Consider the following 22,769-nt stretch of genomic DNA (forward strand, 5'->3'; position numbering starts at 1 on the left):
CTGAGGCCCTGCCTTGCCTGGTGCAACAGGTCCTGCGCACCCGACTTCGCCTCCGATGCGATGTTCGCGGCCTCACTCCTGGCCGTTTGCGCCACGCCTTGGGCCGACTCTTTCGCCGTGCGGGCTACATCCGCTGCTTCTTCCTTTGCCGCGTCCTTCCGGGACCCGCCTGTTGTGTCACCGGCCTGCGTAACCCCGGCCGGCGGAGTGGCGGCGGCTGGAAAGCTAGTGGCAGTCCGCTCGCCCGGAATTCCCGTAGAGGCCGGGGGAGCCGTGTAAGCAGGATCCTCGGGCCATTGGTTCTCTGTCATCTTCGCTCTCTCTTTCCAAGAAGGCCGGTTGTTGATCAAGAACCAGCAATACTGGCCGTAAAATAATAAGCATGATTACTAATAAAAGGTAAGTACCCTTGCTAAACCAGTTGTAACGAATTCAGTAGTGTCAGCCGGAATGGCGCAGGCCTGCCCGGTCACGTCGAAGTGGAAAGTGGTGGAAATTTTGGAAACAGCTCCATGGGTTTGGGTTGTGGTCGCCATTGTTGTGCTGGTGCTGATTGTGCTGCTGCTTGCAACCGGACGGCGCAGGAAAGCCCTGCAGCAAAAACGGGAAGAAGCGCATCGGGAAAAAGCGGCGGAAATCCGCCGTGAGGCAGAAAACATGGAACTCGACGCGCGGGAGCGCGAGGCAAAAGCAGCACGTGCACGTGCGGATGCGGAGCAGGCCCAGGTGAATGCTGCCCGGCTTAAGCAGGAAGCGGATCAGACATCCCGGGAGGCCCAATCGCTCCGGTCTGATATCGACAGCCACACCCGCAAGGCGGATGAGGTGGACCCCGATGCCGGCCGGGACCGGGACAATCCCCGGTCCGGGATCTGATACGTGGTCATCGCGGTTTGAGGACGGGGGAAGGGCCTACGCCCTTCCCCTTTCCCATGCCCTCAAGAACTTCCTTGACGGCGTCAACGGATGATGTGCGGGCCTCCCAGCCCAGGATCCGGCGTGCGCGGCCGGTATCCATGATGGGGGCACCCGCCGCCATGTCCACCCACCCGGAATCGGTGGGCACCAGCCGCAGTGTCCAGGCGAGGCCCACAAGCTTGTGGAGCAGCCTCATGGGCACCGGCAGGATCCTGCGGGCGCCGAGAATCCAGGCGAGCTCCCTGGATGTGAGAACTGGCTCGGCGGCGATATTGAAGGCCCCGCTGGCGCGCTGGTCGATGACGCGCCAGTATGCATCCGCCACGTCGTCAGCGTGGACCGCTTGGAAGATGAGGTTGTCCGGCGCGGGCAGCAGCGGAACCCGGGGCGCGGCCGGCAGGATCCGCGGGTATAGCGGCCCCAGGAAGTACCTGCCGATCTCACTGCCCGCGTCACCCTGGAAGATCAACCCCGGCCGCAGCCTGGCCACGGCAATGCCCGGCTCGGCTTCCATGAACCGGTTTAGGAGTTGCTCCTGTTCTGCCTTATGGCGGCTGTAATGCGAGCCGGGCATACCCGTCGCCGGCCATGACTCGTCCGTGCGCCGGTCCTTGGGGGCCTTGCTGTACGCTCCCACGGAGGAGGCGCAAACAACCTGCTTGACCCCTGCCCGCCTGGCCGCTTCCAGGACGTTCCGGGTGCCCTCGACATTGGTCCGGTACAGCTGCTCCAGGTCCCTGTTGGGCTGGATCTGCCACGCCAGGTGCACCACCGAATCCACGCCCTGCAGGGCCGCCTCCAATAGGGGCTTGTCACGTTCGACGCCAACGTCCAGGGTGTGCCACTCAATGCCCGCATAGGGCTCGCGGGACTGGTCCGGCAGCCGGCGGCTGATGCCTTTCACCTGCAGGCTGCCGGGTTTCAGGGACAGTTGGCCCTGCAGGTTCCGCAGCAGCGCTGTCCCTGCATTTCCGCTGGCTCCGGTGATGGCGATGCGCATGAAGGGGACTCCTCGGGCGGGGTGGGTGGTGCTGCTGACTTCGTGAGCCTATAGCGGCGAGGATTGTTTTATAAGCAACCTTATGATTTCCTACTTCTAAGTCTTGCCGCAGGCTTTCGGAACCAGACCGAGGGAATCTATCGATAATGCCCGAATACTTTGCCGCGCTTGCCGTGGATGCTACTCCAGACCACAGGCAACAGCCAGAACTCCCGCACCGGAACCCCTCGGCCGCCACCTCAGGACGGTTGCGGGAAACCTTCGAGAACGACCTGGTCCTGAGCTACCTGGACCTGGCCGAAGCCCTCGCCGGCCGCTTCGAGGCCCGGGGACGCGAACGGGCCGACCTCAACCAGGTGGCTTACCTGGGCCTGGTCAAGGCGGCCCGGGGGTTTGACCAAACCAAGGGCGAAAGTTTTCCCGCCTACGCCGCACCCACCATCACCGGTGAGCTGAAGCGGTACCTCCGCGACCGGACCTGGGTAGTCCGCCCGCCGCGGCACATCCAGGACCTCCGGACCCGGCTCTTCCGGGCCGAGCCGGAACTGACGCAGGCGCTGGGCCGGAACCCCAGCGTCGAGGAACTGGCTGGCGAGCTTGGGACGGACCCCGCGGAAGTCCAGGAAGCCATTTCGGCCTCGAGCAGCATGCATCCGGACTCCCTCGACGCCGTCAACCCGCATTCTGATGCGCCGTCCATCGGAGAAGTGCTGGCCTGCCCGGAAACGCCGCTGGAGCGCCTGGAAGACCTGGCCTGCCTGCGTGAGGCGATGCAGGACCTGGACGAAGCAGACCGCGAACTGCTGTACCGCCGCTATTTCTGCGAGGAGACGCAGGTGCAGTTGGGGCAGCGGCTGGGCATGTCGCAGATGCAGGTTTCACGGCGGCTGGCCCGGGTCCTGGTGGAACTCCAGCGCCGGCTGGAGAACAGCTCCCGCCTGGAGAGCAGCTCCCGCCTGGGTGGCGCTGCCGGAGATGCCGCCAGCGGCAGGCCGCGGCGTGCAACCAGGACGGGCCGAACCTCCGGCACTGCCGCATTGCGCTCCGCCCCCAGCGCTGTCAATCCTGCCTGACCCGTTAAAAAGCGCACACCCACCTACCCGCATCAAGCCTGAGGAGGGCAGCTTCCGGGTTCCGGAAAGCGACAACTGCATCCCATAATTTCCTATCTTGCCTGTTCAACGGCTCGTATCTTCCCGGTCCGAAAGCCGAGAAAAGCCTGCGGCCCTGTTTAGGAGAAGCAGGAGGAGGGAACGGGGTGGATATGGGAAGCTCCGAAACCTCCACGTTGCGCGCTGTCCTGTTCGACCGGGACGGGACTCTGGTTGTCGATGTGCCATACAACGGTGATCCCGCGCTGGTCATGCCTATGCCCGGTGCAAAGGATGTGCTGGACAGCCTCCGGGCCGAGGGGATCGCCACCGGCGTGGTCAGTAACCAGTCAGGCATCGCCCGCGGCCTTATCACCGGGGCGCAGGTGGCGGAAGTCAACGCCAGGGTGGAAGAACTCCTGGGACCGTTTGATGTGTGGGAGGTCTGTCCGCACGCGGAGCAGGACGGCTGCGCCTGCCGCAAGCCGGCGCCCGGCATGGTCCACAGCGCCTGCCGCAAACTGGGGATCCCCGAATCCGAGGCCGCATTGATTGGTGATATTGGAGCCGATGTCCGGGCCGCGGAAGCTGCGGGGGCAACAGGCGTGCTGGTTCCCACCCCGGTAACCCGGACCGAGGAGGTGGCCGCGGCCCGGCTGGTGGCCCGGGACCTGGCATCCGCCGTCGGACTGCTGCAGGGAATGCCCTGATGGGCCGCGTCCTTGTGGCACGGCTGGACAGCATGGGCGACGTCCTCCTGGCCGGCCCGGCTGTCCGTGCCGTCGCGCACGGCAGGAACCCCGACGGCAGCGGCGCGAACCATGTGGTGATGCTGTGCGGCCGGCAGGGGGAGGCTGCAGCCGGGCTGCTGCCCGGCGTCGCGGAGGTGTACAGCTGGGACAGCCCCTGGATCATGAACCCTGCGCCGAAGATGACCGGCCCGCATGCCGACCGGCTGATCGATTACGTCCGAAACTCCAGGATCACCGAAGCAGTCATCCTGACGTCCTTCCACCAGTCACCGCTGCCGCTGGCGCTGCTGCTCCGGTTGGCCGGGGTGGAGCGGATCGCGGGCGCGTCCACCGACTACGCCGGTTCCCTCCTGGATGTCCGGTTGAAACCGGGCGAGGACTTTCCGGAGGACCAGCCCGAGGCGGAACGGGCGCTGGGTATCGCCGAGGCAGCCGGATTCCGGCTCCCGGCAGGCGACGACGGCAAGCTCCGCGTGGCCTCCGTGCCGGACGTGCAGGACCTCGTCGGAACCGGTCCGTATATCGTGGTCCATCCGGGTGCCGCCGTCCCCGCAAGGGCCTGGCCGCCGCTGCACCACGCCGCCGCCGTCGAGCTCCTGCAGGGCGCCGGGCACCGGGTGGTGGTGACGGGCGGCCCGAACGAAACCTCCCTGACCGCCACGGTTGCCGGTCCGTCCGCACTGGACCTCGGCGGGCGCACGGACCTGCATGCCATGGCCGGTGTTATGGCAGGAGCCCAGGCAGTGGTCTCCGGCAACACCGGCCCCGCCCACCTCGCCGCCGCTGTCGGCACGCCTGTCGCCTGCCTCTTTTCCCCCGTGGTGCCGGCCATCCGCTGGGCACCTTATGGGGTGCCGCTGGAGTTGCTCGGTGACCAGAACGCACCCTGCCGGATGACCCGCGCCCGCGTCTGCCCGGTCCCGGGCCATCCCTGCCTGGCTTCTGTGTCCCCGGAGGACGTGGTTGCAGCGGTGGAACGCCTGATCGGCGGAGTGAGCTCCCTCAGCACCCACGTCAGCACCCGTAGAAAGGCCCGCAACAGATGAAAATCCTGCTCTGGCATGTTCACGGTTCCTGGACGGACGCGTTTGTCCGCGGCCGTCACGAGTACCTGCTTCCTGTCCTGCCGGGAGGTGGTGCCTGGGGACTGGGCCGTGCCGGCAGGGACTGGCCGGCGTCCGTGCGGGAGGTGGACGTGGCGGCGCTCGACGCCGACGCCGTTGACGCCGTCGTCCTCCAGCGCCCCGAGGAAATCGCGGAGGTGACCCGGCTGCTTGGCCGGACCCCGGGTGTTGACCTGCCGGCGGTCTACGTGGAGCACAACACCCCCAAGGGAAACTTCCCCTTCACCAGCCACCCGCTGGCGGACCAGCGGACGATCCCGCTGGTCCACGTGACGCACTTCAACAGGCTTGCGTGGGACAACGGTTCCGCCCCCACCAAGGTCATTGAACACGGCATCCCGGACCCCGGGCAGCTGTATACGGGAGAGCTGGCCGAGCTGGGCGTGGTCATTAACGAACCGGTGCGCCGCGGACGTGTGACCGGGACCGACCTGCTGGCCGGTTTCGCCGCCGTAGCGCCGCTGCAGGTGTTCGGGATGAAAACGGACGGACTTGCTGCCGCCACCGGCATTGACCCGTCCAGGCTGACTGCGCGCGGGGACCTGAAAACCCTTGAACTGCACCGGGAACTGGCCCGCTGCCGCGTCTATGTGCACCCCATGCGCTGGACCTCCCTGGGCCTGTCCCTGCTCGAGGCCATGCACCTGGGGATGCCGGTGGTGGCCCTGGCCAGCACCGAAGCGCCGCGGGCGGTGCCGCCGGAAGCCGGCGCCGTCTCAGCCGATATGGACGAGCTGGTCCGCTGCGCGCAGCGGCTCGTCGCCAACCCGGAGGAGGCCCGACGGCGGGGCCTCGCCGCCCGCGAGGCCGCGCTGGAGCGCTACAGCCTGTCCACTTTCCAAAACCGTTGGGACGAGCTGCTGGCGGACCTGCCCGGACTGGCCGGGCGCTTTATCCAGGAGCACTCCGGCAACGCGCACTCCGGCACGGAGCACTCCGTCAACGGGCACCAGGACGAGCGGATCCTCGTCCCCGCCCGAGAAGGGAAGTTGTCATGAAAATCGCCATGATTTCCGAGCACGCCAGCCCCCTCGCGGCCCTGGGTGGAGTGGATGCCGGCGGACAGAACGTCCACGTCGCCGCGCTCTCCGAAGCGCTCGCCAAGCGCGGCCACCATGTCACCGTCTATACCCGCAGGGATGCGACGGAGCTTCCCGCCCGGGTCCAGGTGGGCCGCAGGCTCGAGGTGGTCAATGTCGACGCCGGCCCTGCGCGGCATGTTCCCAAGGATGAGCTGCTGCCCTACATGGGGGAGCTGGCCGACGGCGTGGCCATGGACTGGGGCCAGCGGCCGCCGGACGTGGTGCACGGGCACTTTTGGATGTCCGGGCTCGCCGCGCTGGATGCCGCCAGGCGTCCCGACTCCGGGTACCGCGTCCCGGTCATCCAGACCTTCCACGCACTGGGCCCGGTGAAGCGGCGGCACCAGGGGGCGGAGGACACCAGCCCGGCCGAACGCCGCTGGCTGGAACCGGGAGTGGGCCGCTCCGCGGACCGCATCATCGCCACCTGTTCGGACGAAGTCTTCGAACTGAAGGCCATGGGTATCGCCACGGGCAAGATCTCCATCGCTCCCTGCGGCGTGGACCTGGGCTTCTTCTCCGCCGACGGACCCGCCCCGGCCCGCAAGCGCCGCTACCGGATCCTGTCCGTTGGCCGGCTGGTGCCGCGCAAGGGCGTGGACCTGGTGATCCGGGCCCTGCCCTACCTGCGCGAGGCGGGTTTTGACGACGTCGAGCTGCTGATCGTGGGCGGCGGCGGGGACTCGGGTGTGCTGCACGCCGACCCCGAGGTGCGGCGCCTGCTGGACCTTGCCGGCGAACTCGGCGTGGCGGACCAGGTGTCGCTGCAGGGCCAGGTGTCCCGTGCGGAAATGCCGGGAATCATCCGCAGCGCCGACGCCGTGGTGTGCGCACCGTGGTACGAACCGTTCGGCATCGTCCCGCTGGAAGCCATGGCCTGCGGTGTTCCCGTCGTGGCGGCAGCCGTTGGCGGGTTGCGGGACACGGTGGTGGACCACGCCACCGGCCTCCACGTGCCGCCGCGCGATCCCGAAGCCATCGCGTCGGCGCTCGCCCTGCTGCTCGAAAATCCGGACCTGCGGGCCGAGCTGGGGAAAGCAGGCCAGCGGCGCGCGCGGACCAGGTACTCCTGGGACCGGGTGGCTGCCGAAACCGAGAAGGCCTACCAGGCCGCCATGGCGGAAACCCCTGCCGGCATCGTCCCGATGGAAGGAGCAGCGCTGTGACTGCTGAATGGTCCCTGAGGGAATCCGACCTGCGGGTGCTCGCCACCGCCCCTGCCCTGCCCGCCGTGCTGCCGGGAGCTGCGTTCGTGGACCCGGACAGTGCCGAAGCAGTCCGGACTCACTTGGACAACGTGATGCCGGCGCTTGATTCGCTGCGCAGCCAGTCCGGCCGGCTTGCGGCCTGGGGTGTTGAGCTGGCCCAGCGGCTGCTGCGCGGCCAGCGGCTCCTCGCTGCCGGCAACGGCGGTTCGGCTGCCGAGGCGCAGCACCTCACCGCGGAGCTGGTGGGAAGGTTCGACGGCGAGCGGGTCCCGTTCTCCGCGATCTCCCTGCACGCCGAGTCCTCGGCCGTGACCGCCATCGCCAACGATTACGGCTTCGACGACGTCTTTGCCCGGCAGGTGCGGGCGCACGGCCGCTCCGGCGACGTGCTGATGCTGCTGTCCACCAGCGGCAAGAGCCCCAACCTGCTGCGCGCCGCGGAGGCGGCGTCCCGGCTCAATGTCGCAACGTGGGCGCTCACCGGTGCGGGACCCAACCCGCTGTCCGAGGCGTGCGACGAGGCAGTGATGATCGACGCGCTCAACGCCAACGCCCAGGAAGGCCACCTGATCGCCCTGCACGCCGTGTGCCGGGCGTTCGACCTGGAAGTCGCCCGCCGCAGCCCCACGCCCGTGGCGGCTGCCGGGCAGCCGAAAGCAGGCTTGCCCCAGGCCGGGTTGCCGAACGGAGGTGGCCGGGCATGAGGATGGTGGTGGTTGGCGACGTCATGCTGGACGTGGACCTCTCGGGCGAGGCCACCCGCCTTAGCCCCGATGCCCCGGTCCCGGTGGTGGACGTCTCAGGCGTCCGCCGTCGTGCCGGGGGTGCCGGCCTGGTGGCCAGGATGCTGGCCGAGGAAGGCTGGCCCGTCACCCTGGTGACAGTACTGGGCGACGACGACGCCGGGCGGCAGCTCCAGGACAACCTCGCCGGGGTGCGCCTCGTGGCAGGGCCCAGCGGCTACCCCTCGCCGGTGAAGACACGGGTCCGGGCCGGATCGCACGCAGTGGTCCGCTTCGACCAGGGCTGCGAAAAGACACCCGTTCCCGAGGTCAGTCCCGCCATGCTCCAGACCGTGGAAGAGGCGGGCGTCATCATCGTGGCCGACTACGGCAGGGGAGTGGCGGCCAACCCCCGGCTCCGGGAACTCCTGTCCCGCCAGGCCGGCCAGGTGCCCATCATCTGGGACCCCCACCCCTCCGGCCCGAAGCCCGTGCCGGGCGTCGCCGTCGTCACCCCCAACCTGTCCGAAGCCGTCAAGGCCGCCCAGGCCCTGGCGCACAAGGCGCCGCAGGGCGGCAGCGGGGACCAGGACCAGGCTGCGGAGGCCGGCCGGATCCTGCTGGAGCACTGGGGAAGCCAGTCCGTCCTGGTCACCAAGGGCGAACAGGGCGCCGTCCTGCTGAGGAACGGCAACCCGGTCCCGCACCCGGTCCCCGCGCCCCGCGTGGAAGCGGGCGACCCCTGTGGAGCCGGCGACCGGCTGGCGGCCGGACTGGCAGTACACCTTTTGGCCGGCAGGGACCTCGAGGAAGCTGCCGCGCTGGCGGTCCAGGACGCAGCCGACTTCCTCGCCGCAGGCGGTGTGTCCGCACTGCCGGACCGGGCGACAGGGGTTGCGGACCAGGAATCCTCCACCACCTCCCTCAACGAATCCAGGTTGCGTCTTGCAGCGGAACGCCCTTACGCCGGGCGCCGTCCCACAGAGCCGCTGCTGCTGGCGCGGACGGTCCGGAAGAACGGCGGAACGGTGGTGGCCACCGGCGGCTGCTTCGACCTGTTGCACGCCGGGCACGTCCGGTCCCTCTCCGCTGCACGCGAACTGGGTGACTGCCTGATCGTCTGCCTGAACTCCGACGACTCGGTCCGGCGGCTCAAGGGACCGGAACGTCCCATTATCGGCCAGCACGACAGGGCCGAGCTGCTGCTCGCCATGGAGTGCGTCGACGCAGTGCTGGTCTTCGACGAAGACACCCCCGAAGCCGCCCTCGAACGCCTCCGCCCGGACATTTGGGTCAAGGGCGGCGACTACAAGGGCGCCCGGCTTCCGGAGGCCGACCTGGTGGAAAGCTGGGGCGGACGCTGCCTCACCGTCCCCTACCACCCGGCACGCTCCACCACCGGACTTGCGGATGCTCTCGCCAAAGTGAGTTGACCCCGCACCCTTAGCTCCATCCGTTGTATTTCCCCTCTGAAAGGAACACCATGACTGCAGAGTCCACCTTCCCCGGCCGCGTACTGATCACGGGAGGAGCCTCCGGACTGGGCGCCGCCGTCGTCGACGCCGTGCTCAAGGCCGGCGGCACCCCGGTGGTGCTGGACCGCGATATCAGCAGCGTCTCCGGCGTGAAGGCCTTTGAAGTGGATGTCGCGGACCGGCCTGCCGTGGAGGCAGCCGTCCGCGAAGCCGCCGAAACCGTGGGCGGCCTCGACGCCGTGGTCACCGCTGCAGGCATTGACCGCTGCGGCAAGCTGGCCGACGTCGAAGCCGCCGAATGGGAGAAGGTCATCGGCGTGAACCTGATGGGCACGGTCTCGGTGGTCCGCGCCGCCCTGCCTTACCTTAAGTCCACCCATGGCCGCGTCGTCACGGTCGCGTCCACCCTCGGCAAGCGTGCAGTCTCCGACGCCACCGCCTACTGCGCCTCCAAGTTCGGGGTGGTTGGTTTCAGCCACGCGCTCGCCGCGGAAACCGGCGGGGAAATCGGCGTCACCACCATGATTCCCGGCGGCATGAAGACCCACTTCTTCGACGACCGCACCGAGCAGTACAAGCCGCAGGACGATTCGCGCCTCAACGATCCCGAAAACGTCGCCCAGGCCATCCTGTTCGCCTTGTCCCAGCCGAAGGGCTGTGAAGTCCGCGAGATGCTGATTTGCCATGAGGAAGAAGGCTCCTGGCCCTAAACCCGCAACCGGCCCAGCACAAACCGACGGGAGGACAACCATGCCCACAACAGCCACCGAAACCACTACCGGCCGGGAAGCCGCCAACAGCTCCGGCATCACCATCCGGGACCCGCGCACGGGGGAGGTCCTGTGGACCGTGCCTGAAGCCGGTCCCGGCGCCGTAAACCAAGCCGTGGAAGCGGCCCGAAGCGCCGCCGGTGAATGGGCAGCCACCGCTCCTGCAGAACGGGGCGCTGCGCTCCGTGCCGCCGCCAAGGCACTGGACGCTGCGGCCCGGGAGTTGGCCGGACTCAACGCCAGCGAAACCGGCCGCCCGGTGGAGGAAGCCCTGGCCGGTATCGCCGCAGGTGTGTCCACGCTGGAACAGTACGCCGAACTGGGCCCGGTGCACCGCGGCCACAGCCTCCGCGGCAACCGGCTCGCCTCGGACTACACCGTTGCCGAACCGCGTGGCGTGGCTGTCCTCCTGACCCCCTGGAATGATCCCGTCGCCGTGGCCTGCGGCCTGATCGGCGCGGCGCTGGTCACCGGCAACGCGGTCATCCACAAGCCCAGCGAGCGCTGCCCGCGGCTGGGCGAGGCGCTGGGCGAGGTCCTGGCTCCGGCCTTCCCGCCCGGCGTTTTCCTTACGGTGTCCGGCGGCGCCAAGGTAGGGGAGCTCCTCACACAGGCAAAGGTGGACGTGCTGGCCCACGTCGGCTCCAGCGCGTCCGGTACCCGCATCGCCCAGGCGGGAGCGATGACCGGAGCGCACGTGCTCCGGGAGAACGGCGGCAACGACCCCCTGCTGGTGGACAGCGATGTGGACCCCGTATGGGCTGCCGGGCAGGCCGCCATCGGCGCGTTCAGCAACAGCGGCCAGATCTGCACGGCGGTGGAACGAATCTACGTCCACGAGGCCATCGCCGCGGAATTCTGCTCGGCCCTGGAAGCCGAAGCAGCGCTGAGGAACAGTAACGGCACGGTGGCGCCGCTGGTGGACCTGCGCATGCGGGACGAGGTGCACACCCAGGTTGCAGCCGCCCTGCAGCAGGGCGCACGGGCGGTGGAAGGCGGCGCCCTGCCGGACGGACCCGGCTCGTTCTACCCCGCCACGGTGCTGCTCGGCTGCACCGACGACATGCAGGTCATGACGGAGGAAACCTTCGGCCCGGTGGCCCCGGTGCAGGTGGTCAAGACGTTCGACGACGGCCTGCGCCTTGCGTGCAGCGGCAAGTACGGCCTCGCCGCCACAGTCCTTAGCGGCAACATCGCGCACATCCAGCAGGCAGTGGCATCCCTCCCGGTGGGAACGGTCAAGGTGAACGAAGTGTTTGGCGGCGCCCCCGGCGGCGCAGCCCAGCCACGCGGCGAAAGCGGGCACGGGTTTGGCTACGGCCCGGAGCTGCTGGACGAGTTCACCCAGGTGAAGGTGGTGCACATCGCTGCGCCACCCGCTCCCAACGGCAAGCAGGACGAGGGCCGGCCATGACCCCGGCCCCGGAATCCCTGCCTGCCGGCCTGGAGGGTGCCGGACCGTCAGCAGTGGACCTTTCCACCCAGCGGGCGCTTGCCGAGTGGCTGCCAGGGCGCCTCGCGGCCGAGGAACCCCGGATCCTCGTTATCGGCGACGTGATGCTGGACGGCTGGTGGAGCGGCAGCATCGAGCGGCTGTGCCGGGAGGCGCCGGCTCCGGTGGTCGACCTGCAGGAGCGCGAGTCCGCCCCCGGCGGGGCGGCCAACACCGCCATGAACCTGGCCGCCCTGGGCGCCAGGGTCGCCGTAGCGGGAATCATCGGGACCGACGACGCCGGCGTGGACCTGCGGAACCAGCTGGTGGCGGCAGGAATCGACGTCCGGCACCTGCACCTGCATCCGGACATGGTGACCACCACCAAGATCCGGATCAGCAGCGGCGGCCAGGTGATGCTGCGCCTCGATGACTCGGCCAAGACCGTGCCGGCCGAGGCCTTGGCTGCGCTCGCCGCCTCGGTACGTTCCGCCGTCGAACGCCAGGACGCCGTGCTGGTGTGCGACTACGGCAACGGGGTCCTGGCCGGCGTCGTTCACGACGGGCTGGTGGAGGCCGTGGGTGCCCGGGACGGGGAAGTACGGCGGCCGCTGGTGGTTGTCGATTCCCACGATCCCCGCCCTTGGGCTCCGCTTCGCCCTGACCTGGTCACCCCTAATGCGCAGGAAACGGCCCGGCTGCTGGACCGGCGGCTGCCCGACGGCCAGGACCGGGTGGACGCCGTGGGCGGGCACGTCGGGGCGCTGCTTGAGGCGACCGGTGCCCGTGCCGTGGTGGTCACGCTGGACCGCGACGGTACAGTGCTGCTGACTCCCGACGGCGTCCGGCACCGGACGTGGGCACGGCCGGCAGCGGAAAAGCAGGCGTCCGGCGCGGGCGACACGTTCGTCGCCGCCCTCACCCTGGCCCGCTCGGCAGGCCTGCCGCTCACCGCAAGCCTGGACCTGGCGCAGTCGGCCGCGGACGTGGTGGTGCACCAGGCGGGCACTTCGGTCTGCAGCACAGAACAGCTCAGCCGCTACCTGAAGGCCTTCGCGGACACCGCACTGGACGCGGACGAACTGCAGCGCCAGATCGAGGTGCACCGTGCCCAGGGCCAGCGGATCGTGCTGACCAACGGCTGCTTCGACGTGCTGCACAGCGGCCACACCCGCTACCTAAACCAGGCAAAGCAGCTCGGCGACATCCTGGTGGTGGCGCTCAACAGCGATGCGTCCGTCCGCCGGCTCAAGGGTGCGGGCCGGCCGATCAACGCTGTGGCCGACCGGGCCGCCGTCGTGGCCGCGCTCAGCTGCGTTGACTACGTGACGGTCTTCGATACCCCCACCGCCGAACCGATCATCCGGCAGCTCCGCCCGGAGGTCTACGCCAAGGGCGGGGATTACACGCCGGAGATGCTCGCCGAGACGCCCGCCGTGGAGGAGTGCGGCGGCCGGGTGGCCATCCTGGATTATGTGGCCGAACGCTCCACCACGGCCGTCGTGAAGCGGATCAGGGAGGGCGAGGGGGCAGCGACGGCCAGCTAAGGCCTTCGCCGCGGGTGGCCTCGCCGGTCGTCTAGGGTTGAACCATGACTGAGGCGCGGCACGGGTAATGGCGAAACGCGGAAGGTCAGGGGGCCGGGGCGCCCGTCCGACGGCGGACGCTGCGGAAGTACCGAAGGGGACCAAAGCCAACGGGCCGGTGGAGGGTGTGCACTACATTGATACCGGCGACTGCGAACTTATCGCGGACCAGGACAACTCCACCGGCTGGCTCCTGAAGATCAACGGCGTAATGAGCTCGCACATCGACCTTGCCGATCCTCTGTTCCTCGAGTTCGAGTACATGCGGTGGATGGCGGCGCTGATCGAGTCCCGCTGGCCGCCGTCGACCGCTCCAGGGAGCGCCCCGCACAGGCTGCGGGGCCTGCACCTGGGCGGCGGCGCCTGCTCCCTGGCGCGCTACTTCGCCGCCGTGTACCCGGATGCGCGGCAGGTGGCGGTGGAGCTCGACGGGAAGCTGGCGGAGTACGTGCGCGGCTGGTTCGATCTTCCCAAGGCCCCGGCGCTGCGCATCCGCGTGGGAGAAGCGCGGGCGGTCACCGAAACCCTCACTCCGGACACCCGGGACTTCGTCGTCCGGGACGTCTTTGCCGGCGCCCTGACCCCGCGCGCCCTGACCACCGCCGAGTTCAACCAGCACGTCCGGCGGGTCCTTGCCCCGGGGGGGATGTATGTCGTGAACTCCGGGGACTCCCCTGACCTGAGGAGCGCGCGGGAGGACGCCGCCACGATCGCGGCATCGTTCGAACATACCGTCATCATCGCCGACCCCGCCATGCTGAAGGGCCGGCGCTACGGCAACATGGTGATGGCCGGCAGCGACGTGCCGTTCGGGGATGACCCGCAACTGGCCCGGCGGCTCCTGGGCGGAGCGGTGCCGGCCCATATCTGGAACGACGCCCAGGTCCGCGCCTTCGCCGCAGGATCGCCGGTGCGCCACGACCCGCCGGCGGAGCACTAGCCCCGCCCCAGCAGGGCGTCCCGGTGCTCGGCCATCCGGTCCCGCAGCGCCTGCACGACGGCGGCCACGGCCGGACGGCGCAGCGAGTCCGGTCGGAGGACCATCCAGTAGGGGAGCAGCTCCGCGATCTGGCCGGGCAGCAGCCGGACCAGGTCATCGTGCAGGTCGCCCATGAAGCACGGCAGGAATCCGATCCCTGCGCCGGCCCGGGTGGCCTCCACGTGGACGAAGACGTTGGTGGACGTCAGCCCGTCCCGCATGGCCGGAACCAGCCGGCGCGGCGCGTCCAGGTCATCCACCTGCAGCATCGAGTCCACGAAGTACACCAGCGGGTGCTCGTTGAGCTCTTCCACGGTGGCGGGCGTGCCATGCTCGGCAAGGTAGGCGCGGGAGGCATACATGCCCAGCATGTACTCACCGAGCCGGACTGCTTCGGCGCGGTGCACCTGCGGCTCGCCCACCACCACTTCAATGTCCAGCCCCGAGCGCTGCTGCAGTGCCCGCCGGGTCATGGTCACCACCTCCACGCTGAGCCCGGGATGGTCCCGGCGCAGCCGTGCCACTGCCGGAGCGGCGATGTAGGCGCTGAACCCGTCCGTCGCCGTCATGCGCACGACGCCGGTAATGGGGTCGGGTGCCTTGCCGGCCGGTCCCAGGGTGGCCAGGACAGCCTCCACCTGCTCGGCCACCCGGACAGCCTCCCCGCCCAGCTCGGTCAGCTCCCAGCCGCCGGTCGCCCTGGCCAGCACCCTGCCGCCAAGCGCCTTCTCCAGCGCGGCGATCCTGCGCGACACCGTGGTGTGGTTCAGGCCCAGGGCTTGGGCCGCCGTCGTAAATTTGGCAGAGCGGGACACCGCGAGCAGGACCATCAAGTCATCCGGGTTGGCGTTCATATCTGCAATTTTGCACACAACTGGTGCCGCTTTGGTCATTGAAGCGCCTTGTTTGTGCAGCAATACTCAGGAAAGTCGTTAGTGCTGTAGATCACAGCACGTGTCATCGTGGACACCTAAGGAGAACCAGTGAGTGTAGAGCAACGCCCGGCAAATGATGCCGCCGGGTCCGCAGCCAAGGGATCGGGGCTGAAGAAGATCGTGGCCGCCTCGATGGTGGGCACCGTTGTGGAGTGGTACGAATTCTTCCTCTACGCCACCGCCGCCACCCTGGTGTTCGGCAAGTACTTCTTCCCCTCCACGGGAAACGAACTGGACGGCATTATCCAGGCCTTCATCACCTACGCCGTCGGCTTCGTGGCACGTCCGCTCGGCGGCATCGTCTTCGGCCAGATCGGCGACAAGCTGGGCCGCAAGCCCACCCTGCAGCTGACCATCATCATCATCGGCGTCTCCACCTTCCTGATGGGCTGCCTGCCCGGCTTCGCGGACATCGGGTACCTTGCGCCGGCGCTGCTGGTGTTCCTCCGCTTCATCCAGGGTTTCGCGCTGGGCGGTGAGTGGGGCGGTGCCGTCCTGCTGGTGGCCGAGCACAGCCCGAACAAGTCGCGCGGGTTCTGGTCCAGTTGGCCCCAGGCGGCCGTGCCGGTGGGCAACCTGCTGGCCACGCTGGTGCTCTTCGTGATGTCCTCCATCCTCAGCAGCGAGGCGTTCCTTGGCTGGGGCTGGCGCGTGGCCTTCTGGCTCTCCGCCGTCATCGTCTTCGTGGGCTACTACATCCGCACCCACGTGACCGAGGCCCCGATCTTCCTGGAGGCCAAGGAACTCGTGGAGAAGGAAGAGGCCGTCAGCTACGGCGTGGGCGAGGTCATCCGCAAGTACCCCAAGGGCATCCTCCAGGCAATGGGCCTCCGGTTCGCGGAGAACATCATGTACTACCTGGTGGTCAGCTTCGCCATCGTCTACCTGAAGAACGTCCACAAGTACGACACCTCGTCGCTGCTGCTGGCACTGCTGATCGCCCACGTCATCCACTTCCTGGTCATCCCGCAGGTGGGTCGCCTGGTGGACAGCTGGGGCCGCAAGCCCGTCTACCTGGTGGGTGCCATCAGCGGAGCCACCTGGCCGTTCTTCGCCTTCCCGATGTTCGATACCCGCAACGCCGTGATCATCGTGCTTGCCGTGACCATCGGCCTGTGCCTGCACGCCTTTATGTACGCCGGCCAGCCCGCCATCATGGCCGAACTGTTCCCCACCCGCATGCGGTACGCCGGAGTCTCGCTCGGTTCCCAGGTGACCTCGATCTTCGCCGGTTCGCTGGCCCCGCTGCTGGCCACCCAGTGGCTCAAGGACACCGGGTCCTGGGTGCCCACCGCCGTCTACCTGGTGGTCGCCTGCGCCGTCACCACAGTCGCCGTCCTGAGCCTGCGCGAAACCAAGGGCATCGCGCTGGAGGACGTGGACAAGGCCGACGCCGCCCGCGAAGGCCTGCTGCCCGCCAGCACGCGCTGACCTGTTCCGGCCGGCCGCCGGGTGCACGAAGGAGATTTGCAATGGAACATGATTTGAACGGACGCAAGGCGCTGGTCACCGGCGGTGCCAGCGGCATCGGGGCAGCATGCGTGCGGGAACTCGCGGCACATGGGGCAAAGGTGGTGGTGGCCGACGTCGACGCCGCCGGCGCCGCCGCCCTCGCCGATGAGGTGGGCGGCACATCCTGGGCCGTGGACCTGCTGGATGTGGACGCGCTCGCCACCCTGAGCCTGGACTGCGACATCCTGGTGAACAACGCCGGGATCCAGCGGATAAGCCCCATCGAGGAATTTGACCCGGTGCAGTTCCGGCGGATCCTCACCCTGATGCTGGAGGCGCCGTTCCTGCTGGTCCGGGCCGCGCTGCCGCACATGTACGCCAACAAGTTCGGCCGCATCGTCAACGTGTCCTCCGTACACGGCCTCCGGGCCTCCCCGTTCAAGAGCGCCTATGTTTCCGCGAAGCACGGCCTGGAAGGGCTGAGCAAGGTGACGGCACTGGAAGGCGGGGAGCATGGCGTTACGTCGAACTGCATCAACCCCGGCTACGTCCGTACCCCGCTGGTGGAAAAGCAGCTCGCCGACCAGGCGGCCGTGCACGGCATCCCCGAATCTGAGGTCCTGGCCAAGGTGATGCTCACCGAGTCCGCTATCAAGCGCCTGGTGGAACCGGAGGAGGTGGCTTCCCTCGTGGCTTGGCTCGCGTCAGACCATGCGGGCATGGTGACCGGCGCCAGCTACACCATGGACGGCGGGTGGTCGGCAAGCTAGCCCCCCGCCACTGCGCCCCACCCCTGGAGTTCTTGGGCAGGTGCCACGACTTGGGAGCCTTCCAAGTCACGGTAACTGTCCGGAAACTCCGGGGTTTGTGGGTTAATCGTGGGGCTTGACCACCCGGTGGTCGTAGAAGAAGACACCGTGGGCGGTGTGGATGCCCACGGACGTTCCCCGGTGTGAGACGACGACGCCTTCACGCCTGCCGTTGAAGGGGTCATCGCCCACCACGGCATCCCCGGCGCGGTAGGGGGAGCGCGGGCGGAAACTGTTCTGCACCTTGCCCCACGTCCTGGCCACGGCAGCGCCAAAGCTGATGGGGCGTCCCAGGGTGGATAAGTCCTCCAGCTCGTTTCTGACCATGCGTACCAACTCCTTGGGCGGCAGCCGCCGCTAGCGGTGCTGATGGCCTGAACGCTCCCAGCAGAGGATGGTCCTCCCATTCCGGCCGGCACCTTACGCCCAAGCTATGCGCTATTCACACCAGTCACACCAGTAACAGGTACTCATGTTTTGGGCAGGCAGTACTTGGGGTGCCAACCACGCTGCGTACGCGGGTAGCCTGGCCGACTTCGCCGGACGGGGCGTCACCGTACGTGACGCAGCATCGGCCTAGCCAGGCGCGGTGGCGGCAGGTGCCCGGCCCCGGGTTTGAGAGCCAGGCACCTGCCGCTTTTCGGGTATCACGATTTGTTGCCCGTCAGGGCCAGCGTCCCGCCGACTGGTCCACCACGGTGCCGATGCCCAGTGCCACGGCTGCCGCCTGCAGCAGCTGTCCGCTGGCGTTGCCCGGGACGGTGAGGACGCCACCCTTCCTGCCGAGGGCGAGCGACCTGCCGATCACGAACAGCACGCTGGGTCCGGGAACGACGATGAGCACCACGGAAGCCAGCGAAGACGCCAGAACGTTGGATAGCGGCACCATGCCTGATGTTTGACTCGGGCAGGCCGCAACCGGCACCGGCACGGTCTATTCGCTGCTGCGGGCGGACGTTAGCACCGGCAGCGGCGAGGTCTCGTCCACGAGGTCGGCCCGCCGTCGTCCGTCCCCCTTAACCCACAAGCGGTAGGCGAGGACCAAGAAGACAAGCCAGGCGCCGCCCACGTAGAGGGCGGTCCGGGTGTCCTCGAATGCGCCGAGGACCGCGATGACCAGCACCATGAACGCGATGGTGAGGAGGGAAGCGGCGGGCCACCACGGTGACGGAAATTCCGACGGCGGCAGGTTGCCGCGGGCGATGTCCCGCTTCATTGCCACGTGCGAGGCGAGGATCATCACCCATACCCAGACGGTGGCGAAGGTGGCGATCGAGGCGATGATCACGAAGACGTCCTCGGGAATGACGGCGTTCAGGACGACGCCCACCAGAAGGATCGAGGCCATCATCACCACGGTCATCCACGGGACGCCGTGCCGCGAGATTCGGCCGAATGCGGCGGGAGCGTGGCCCTGGCGGGACAGGCCAAAAAGGATGCGGCCGGCACCAAAAATGTCGCTGTTGATCGCCGACAGGGCCGCGGTGATCACCACGGCGTTCAGGATATGCGGCGCCGCCGGGATGCCCAGGCCGCTGAAGATCTGCACGAACGGGCTGCCGTTGCTGCCGACCGCGTCCCATGGGAAAAGGCTCATCAGGACCCCGAGTGTCAGGACGTAGAACAGGAGGACGCGCACGGGGACGGTATTGACCGCCTGCGGAATGACCTTCTTGGGGTTGTCGGCCTCGCCGGCGGTGATTCCGAGCGTCTCGATCCCGCCGAAGGCGAACATCACCACGGCGAAGGAAGCCAGCAGCCCCTCAAAGCCGAAGGGGAAGAAGCCGCCGTGCTCCACGAGATTGCCCAGGCCCGGTTCCACTGTGGACCCTCCGGCCTGGAAACCGAACACTATGATCGCGGCGCCGCCGGCAATCATGGCGATGATGGCTGTTACCTTGATTAGCGAGAACCAGAATTCCAGTTCCCCGAAGACCTTGACGCTGAAGAGGTTTAGGGCGGCCAGGAAGAAGATGATCGCCAGGATCCAGATCCAGCGTTCTACCTGCGGGAACCAGAAGCCCATGTAGATGCTGAAGGCGGTGACGTCGGCGATGGCAACGATGGCCATTTCGAAGACGTAGGTCCAGCCGGTCACGAAGCCGGCCAGCGGTCCGAGGTACCGGCTGGCGTACTGTCCAAAGGAGCCGGATACCGGGTGCCGGACGGCCATTTCACCAAGTGCGCGCATCACCATAAAGACGGCAGCGCCGCCGATGATGTACGCCAGGAGTACCGCCGGGCCGGCTTTCTGAATGGCGGAAGAGGAGCCGTAGAAGAGCCCGGTGCCGATTGCCGAGCCCAGGGCCATGAAGCGGATGTGGCGGACATTGAGGCCCCGGTTGAGGACGCTTCCAGCGGCGGCAGCGGGGGACTGCATTCCGGCCGGACTCTCGTGCCTGGTTGGGGATGGTGCTGCTTGCATACGTTTACCTTCTCGTCTTTGGGAGGTGGGCCGGTAACCAGCAGACCACTTCCGGGCCGGACGTGATCAGCCTCACGGGCAGTTGGTGTCTTTCATCTCAGACTTCCATTCCCGTGCCTCATGCAGGTCTGGGATTCCGGACACGCCTTTCTTATATCCGTAGTAGGCCTTGTGGTGGAGGGCGCATCCTTGTGTATGGGATACCGGACAGGGCCGGGAGCCCCCGAGGAAGGAGATGACATGGTGGTGGCGGAAGCGCAGCCCCCGGCCGCGCGTGAGGGCAGGGCGGCGTCCAAGGTGCCTGCTGCGGAGAACACGCTGCGGATCCTCAAGCTGCTGGCCTCGCGGCGCGGTCCGATGGCTGCCTCGCAGATCGCCTCCACCCTGGGCCTGCCACGGTCCAGTGTCTACCATCTCCTCGGCGTCATGGAGGCCAATGGATTCGTCCTGCACCTGCACGAGGAACAACGCTACGGGCTGGGCATCAGCGCCTTCGAGCTCAGTTCGGCGTACTCCCGGCAGGAGCCGCTCTCGCGCCTGGGCCGGCCGCTGCTCGCCTCGCTCGTGGATGCCCTTGGGGAGAGCGCCCACCTCGCCGTCCTGCACGGCCGGGACGTGCTGTACATCGTGGAGGAACGGGCCAAGAACCGTCCCTCTCTGGTGACCGACGTCGGCGTTCGTCTTCCCAGCCACCTCACGGCCAGCGGCCGGGCCATCCTTGCCGCACTTCCCAAATCGCAGGTCCGCGCCCTGTACCCCAACACAGCCGCCTTCACGGCACGGCACGAGGTGGAGGGCGCAATCATGAAGTACTCGGCGCTGTCCTCGCATCTGGACCATGTGCGGCAGCGCGGCTACGCCACCGAGCATGGCGAGGTGACCCCTGGCTTCGGTTCCATCGCAGCCGCCGTGACGGACCATGTGGGGTGGCCGACGGCCGCCGTCGCCGTCACCTTCCTGGAGGACAAACTTGAGCCTGCAGAGTGGCCGGTGCTCGCCGCCCGGGTCCAGAAAGTGGCCGACGAGTTGTCGGTCCGGCTCCACGGGCGCCCCGCAAAATAACCTTCACATGCTCTATCACTTATGGCTCCTAAACCCCTTTTAGGGACCAAAAGTTATAGCGCAACAGAAAGGTGACTGTGTCTGGAATACCGGACAGCGCCCCGCCAAAACCCCTGTTTGGCCCTCCGGTAAAGGGCTTTAGTTGATACAGAAGTTTTTCGCCATCACAGACACACGATGAAAAGGAGCCACCATGGCACCCGCCGATTTCACCACCGGTGCCCGCCCGGTCAAAGCAGCCCGCGGCACTGCGCTCACTGCCAAGTCCTGGCAGACCGAAGCCCCGCTGCGCATGCTGATGAACAACCTGGACCCGGAGGTCGCCGAACGGCCGGACGACCTTGTGGTCTACGGCGGCACCGGCCGCGCCGTCCGCTCCTGGGCCGCGTTCGACGCCATCACCCGCACCCTGGAGACGATGGAAAAGGATGAGACCCTCCTGGTGCAGTCCGGCAAGCCCGTGGGTGTGTTCCGCACCAACGAATGGGCGCCGCGCGTGCTGCTGGCCAACTCCAACCTTGTGGGCGACTGGGCAACGTGGCCAGAGTTCCGCCGGCTCGAGGCCGAAGGCCTGATGATGTACGGCCAGATGACGGCCGGGTCCTGGATCTACATCGGCACCCAGGGCATCCTGCAGGGGACCTTCGAAACCTTCGCCGCGATCGCCCGCAAGCTCACCGGGGACGAGAACGGCACCCTCGCCGGCACCTTGACCCTCACCGGCGGCTGCGGCGGCATGGGTGGGGCCCAGCCGCTCGCCGTCACCCTGAACGAGGGCGCCTGCCTGATTGTCGACGTCGATGAGACCCGCCTGCGCCGCCGCGCCGGCAAGCGCTACCTGGATGAGGTGGAAACGGATCTCGACACCGCCATCGCCAAGGTGCTCAAGGCCAAGGAAGAGCGCCGCGGCTGGTCGGTGGGCTATGTGGGCAACGCCGCCGAGGTCTTCCCGGAGATCCTGCGCCGCCACAATTCAGGCGAACTGACCGTCGATATCGTCACGGACCAGACCTCCGCCCACGATCCCCTGTCCTACCTCCCCGAGGGTATCCCGGTGGATGAATGGCACCGGGAAGCCGAGGCCGACCCGGAGGGCTTCACCAAGAAGGCCCAGGCCTCGATGGCACGGCACGTGCAGGCCATGGTGGAATTCCAGGACGCCGGCGCCGAGGTGTTCGACTACGGTAACTCCATCCGCGACGAGGCCCGCAAGGGCGGATACGAGCGTGCCTTCGACTTCCCCGGCTTTGTTCCGGCCTACATCCGCCCGCTGTTCTGCGAGGGCCTTGGCCCGTTCCGCTGGGTGGCCCTCTCCGGCGATCCGGAGGACATCGCCGTCACGGACCGGGCCATCAAGGAACTGTTCCCGGACAACAAGCACCTGCACCGCTGGATCGACGCCGCCGGTGAGCGCGTGGAATTCGAAGGCCTGCCGGCACGCATCTGCTGGCTGGGCTACGGCGAACGCCACAAGGCCGGACTGCTGTTCAACCAGCTCGTCAAGGAAGGAAAGGTCAAGGCACCCATCGTGATCGGCCGCGACCACCTGGACTCCGGCTCAGTCGCCTCGCCCTACCGCGAAACCGAGGCAATGGCGGACGGCTCCGACGCGATCGCCGACTGGCCGCTGTTGAACGCCCTGCTCAACACCGCCTCCGGTGCCACCTGGGTCTCGCTGCACCACGGCGGGGGCGTCGGCATTGGCCGCTCCATCCACGCCGGCCAGGTGTCGGTGGCCGATGGCACCGAGCTTGCCGCGGAGAAGCTCGAGCGCCTCCTCACGAACGACCCCGGCATGGGCGTCATCCGCCACGCCGACGCCGGCTACGACCGCGCCCTCGACGTCGCCAAGGAACGCGGCGTCCGCATCCCCATCCCCACGCGCCCCCTAACCTCGCAAGTTCGGCCAGGGAACCCTGCGCGCGTGGCCCCAAAAGGAAAGTAACC

20 protein-coding genes and 2 pseudogenes are annotated in these 22,769 nt (G+C 67.9%); 16 read left to right on the plus strand and 6 right to left on the minus strand.

Going from position 1 to position 22,769, the window contains the following annotated elements; all coding sequences use genetic code 11:
* Nucleotides 1-311, minus strand: a pseudogene (locus tag FDW83_RS19300) (hypothetical protein); the annotation flags it as partial.
* A gap of 127 nt (nucleotides 312-438) precedes the next feature.
* On the opposite strand from FDW83_RS19300, the gene FDW83_RS13335 reads away from it, so the two are divergent.
* Nucleotides 439-876 carry a hypothetical protein gene (locus FDW83_RS13335; RefSeq protein ID WP_138138581.1) on the plus strand — a complete coding sequence of 146 codons (438 nt, stop codon included), beginning with the start codon at nucleotides 439-441 and terminating at the stop codon, nucleotides 874-876.
* Between the two features lie 7 nt (nucleotides 877-883).
* Here the strand turns inward: FDW83_RS13335 and FDW83_RS13340 are convergent, their stop codons facing one another.
* On the minus strand, nucleotides 884-1,918 hold the full coding sequence (locus FDW83_RS13340) for an NAD-dependent epimerase/dehydratase family protein (RefSeq protein WP_138138582.1): 1,035 nt from the start codon (nucleotides 1,916-1,918) through the stop codon (nucleotides 884-886).
* Between the two features lie 146 nt (nucleotides 1,919-2,064).
* Between FDW83_RS13340 and FDW83_RS13345 the strand changes: the two genes are divergently transcribed.
* From FDW83_RS13345 to FDW83_RS13395, 11 genes are all read left to right on the plus strand, one after another.
* Nucleotides 2,065-2,991: a sigma-70 family RNA polymerase sigma factor gene (locus tag FDW83_RS13345; RefSeq protein ID WP_240720981.1), complete on the plus strand. Its 927-nt coding sequence runs from the start codon at nucleotides 2,065-2,067 to the stop codon at nucleotides 2,989-2,991.
* A gap of 191 nt (nucleotides 2,992-3,182) precedes the next feature.
* Entirely contained in the window at nucleotides 3,183-3,719 is a 537-nt protein-coding gene (locus FDW83_RS13350) for an HAD-IIIA family hydrolase (RefSeq protein ID WP_138138583.1), read from the plus strand.
* Entirely contained in the window at nucleotides 3,719-4,807 is a 1,089-nt protein-coding gene (locus FDW83_RS13355) for a glycosyltransferase family 9 protein (RefSeq protein WP_138138584.1), read from the plus strand. The genes FDW83_RS13350 and FDW83_RS13355 overlap by 1 nt, the downstream gene beginning before the upstream one ends.
* Nucleotides 4,804-5,883 (plus strand): glycosyltransferase, encoded by a 1,080-nt coding sequence (locus tag FDW83_RS13360; protein ID WP_138138585.1) that lies wholly within the window; start codon nucleotides 4,804-4,806, stop codon nucleotides 5,881-5,883. Before FDW83_RS13355 ends, FDW83_RS13360 begins: the two co-directional genes overlap by 4 nt.
* Nucleotides 5,880-7,133, plus strand: coding sequence for a glycosyltransferase (locus tag FDW83_RS13365; RefSeq protein WP_138138586.1), 1,254 nt, complete (start codon nucleotides 5,880-5,882; stop codon nucleotides 7,131-7,133). Before FDW83_RS13360 ends, FDW83_RS13365 begins: the two co-directional genes overlap by 4 nt.
* A complete protein-coding gene (locus FDW83_RS13370) occupies nucleotides 7,130-7,879 on the plus strand; it encodes an SIS domain-containing protein (protein WP_138138587.1) in 750 nt (249 codons plus the stop codon). The genes FDW83_RS13365 and FDW83_RS13370 overlap by 4 nt, the downstream gene beginning before the upstream one ends.
* Nucleotides 7,876-9,330 carry a PfkB family carbohydrate kinase gene (locus tag FDW83_RS13375; RefSeq protein WP_138138588.1) on the plus strand — a complete coding sequence of 485 codons (1,455 nt, stop codon included), beginning with the start codon at nucleotides 7,876-7,878 and terminating at the stop codon, nucleotides 9,328-9,330. Before FDW83_RS13370 ends, FDW83_RS13375 begins: the two co-directional genes overlap by 4 nt.
* Nucleotides 9,331-9,380: 50 nt before the next feature.
* Nucleotides 9,381-10,082, plus strand: coding sequence for an SDR family oxidoreductase (locus FDW83_RS13380; protein WP_138138589.1), 702 nt, complete (start codon nucleotides 9,381-9,383; stop codon nucleotides 10,080-10,082).
* A 40-nt stretch (nucleotides 10,083-10,122) separates the two neighbouring features.
* The gene (locus FDW83_RS13385; RefSeq protein ID WP_138138590.1) at nucleotides 10,123-11,556 is read left to right on the plus strand and encodes an aldehyde dehydrogenase; all 1,434 of its coding nucleotides are present in this window, start codon (nucleotides 10,123-10,125) and stop codon (nucleotides 11,554-11,556) included.
* Nucleotides 11,553-13,121 (plus strand): D-glycero-beta-D-manno-heptose 1-phosphate adenylyltransferase, encoded by a 1,569-nt coding sequence (gene rfaE2 / locus FDW83_RS13390; RefSeq protein ID WP_138138591.1) that lies wholly within the window; start codon nucleotides 11,553-11,555, stop codon nucleotides 13,119-13,121. The genes FDW83_RS13385 and rfaE2 overlap by 4 nt, the downstream gene beginning before the upstream one ends.
* Before the next feature lie 67 nt (nucleotides 13,122-13,188).
* A complete protein-coding gene (locus tag FDW83_RS13395; RefSeq protein ID WP_138138592.1) occupies nucleotides 13,189-14,100 on the plus strand; it encodes a spermidine synthase in 912 nt (303 codons plus the stop codon).
* On the opposite strand, the gene FDW83_RS13400 is transcribed toward FDW83_RS13395, so the two are convergent.
* Nucleotides 14,097-14,993: a LysR family transcriptional regulator gene (locus FDW83_RS13400; RefSeq protein ID WP_138138593.1), complete on the minus strand. Its 897-nt coding sequence runs from the start codon at nucleotides 14,991-14,993 to the stop codon at nucleotides 14,097-14,099. The two genes, FDW83_RS13395 and FDW83_RS13400, sit on opposite strands and share 4 nt — an antisense overlap.
* A gap of 129 nt (nucleotides 14,994-15,122) precedes the next feature.
* On the opposite strand from FDW83_RS13400, the gene FDW83_RS13405 reads away from it, so the two are divergent.
* Both FDW83_RS13405 and FDW83_RS13410 read left to right on the plus strand, forming a co-directional pair.
* Nucleotides 15,123-16,505 (plus strand): MFS transporter, encoded by a 1,383-nt coding sequence (locus FDW83_RS13405; protein WP_138138594.1) that lies wholly within the window; start codon nucleotides 15,123-15,125, stop codon nucleotides 16,503-16,505.
* 41 nt (nucleotides 16,506-16,546) lie between these two features.
* Nucleotides 16,547-17,296, plus strand: a complete 750-nt coding sequence (locus FDW83_RS13410; protein ID WP_138138595.1) for a 3-hydroxybutyrate dehydrogenase — start codon at nucleotides 16,547-16,549, stop codon at nucleotides 17,294-17,296.
* Nucleotides 17,297-17,398: 102 nt separating this feature from the next.
* Here the strand turns inward: FDW83_RS13410 and FDW83_RS13415 are convergent, their stop codons facing one another.
* The 3 genes and pseudogenes from FDW83_RS13415 to FDW83_RS13425 form a co-directional block, all read right to left on the minus strand.
* Nucleotides 17,399-17,662: a hypothetical protein gene (locus FDW83_RS13415; RefSeq protein ID WP_138138596.1), complete on the minus strand. Its 264-nt coding sequence runs from the start codon at nucleotides 17,660-17,662 to the stop codon at nucleotides 17,399-17,401.
* A 355-nt stretch (nucleotides 17,663-18,017) separates the two neighbouring features.
* Nucleotides 18,018-18,224 (minus strand): annotated as a pseudogene (locus tag FDW83_RS13420) (LysE family translocator); the annotation flags it as partial.
* 45 nt (nucleotides 18,225-18,269) lie between these two features.
* Entirely contained in the window at nucleotides 18,270-19,760 is a 1,491-nt protein-coding gene (locus tag FDW83_RS13425; RefSeq protein ID WP_171027558.1) for an amino acid permease, read from the minus strand.
* A 240-nt stretch (nucleotides 19,761-20,000) separates the two neighbouring features.
* On the opposite strand from FDW83_RS13425, the gene FDW83_RS13430 reads away from it, so the two are divergent.
* Complete coding sequence (locus tag FDW83_RS13430) at nucleotides 20,001-20,822, plus strand: IclR family transcriptional regulator (RefSeq protein ID WP_138138598.1); 822 nt, start codon at nucleotides 20,001-20,003, stop codon at nucleotides 20,820-20,822.
* A 193-nt stretch (nucleotides 20,823-21,015) separates the two neighbouring features.
* The gene (locus FDW83_RS13435; RefSeq protein WP_138138599.1) at nucleotides 21,016-22,767 is read left to right on the plus strand and encodes a urocanate hydratase; all 1,752 of its coding nucleotides are present in this window, start codon (nucleotides 21,016-21,018) and stop codon (nucleotides 22,765-22,767) included.
* Nucleotides 22,768-22,769: the final 2 nt, after the last annotated feature.

Origin of the sequence: Pseudarthrobacter sp. NamE2 (genome assembly GCF_005796205.1) — a bacterium.
Lineage (GTDB): Bacteria > Actinomycetota > Actinomycetes > Actinomycetales > Micrococcaceae > Arthrobacter.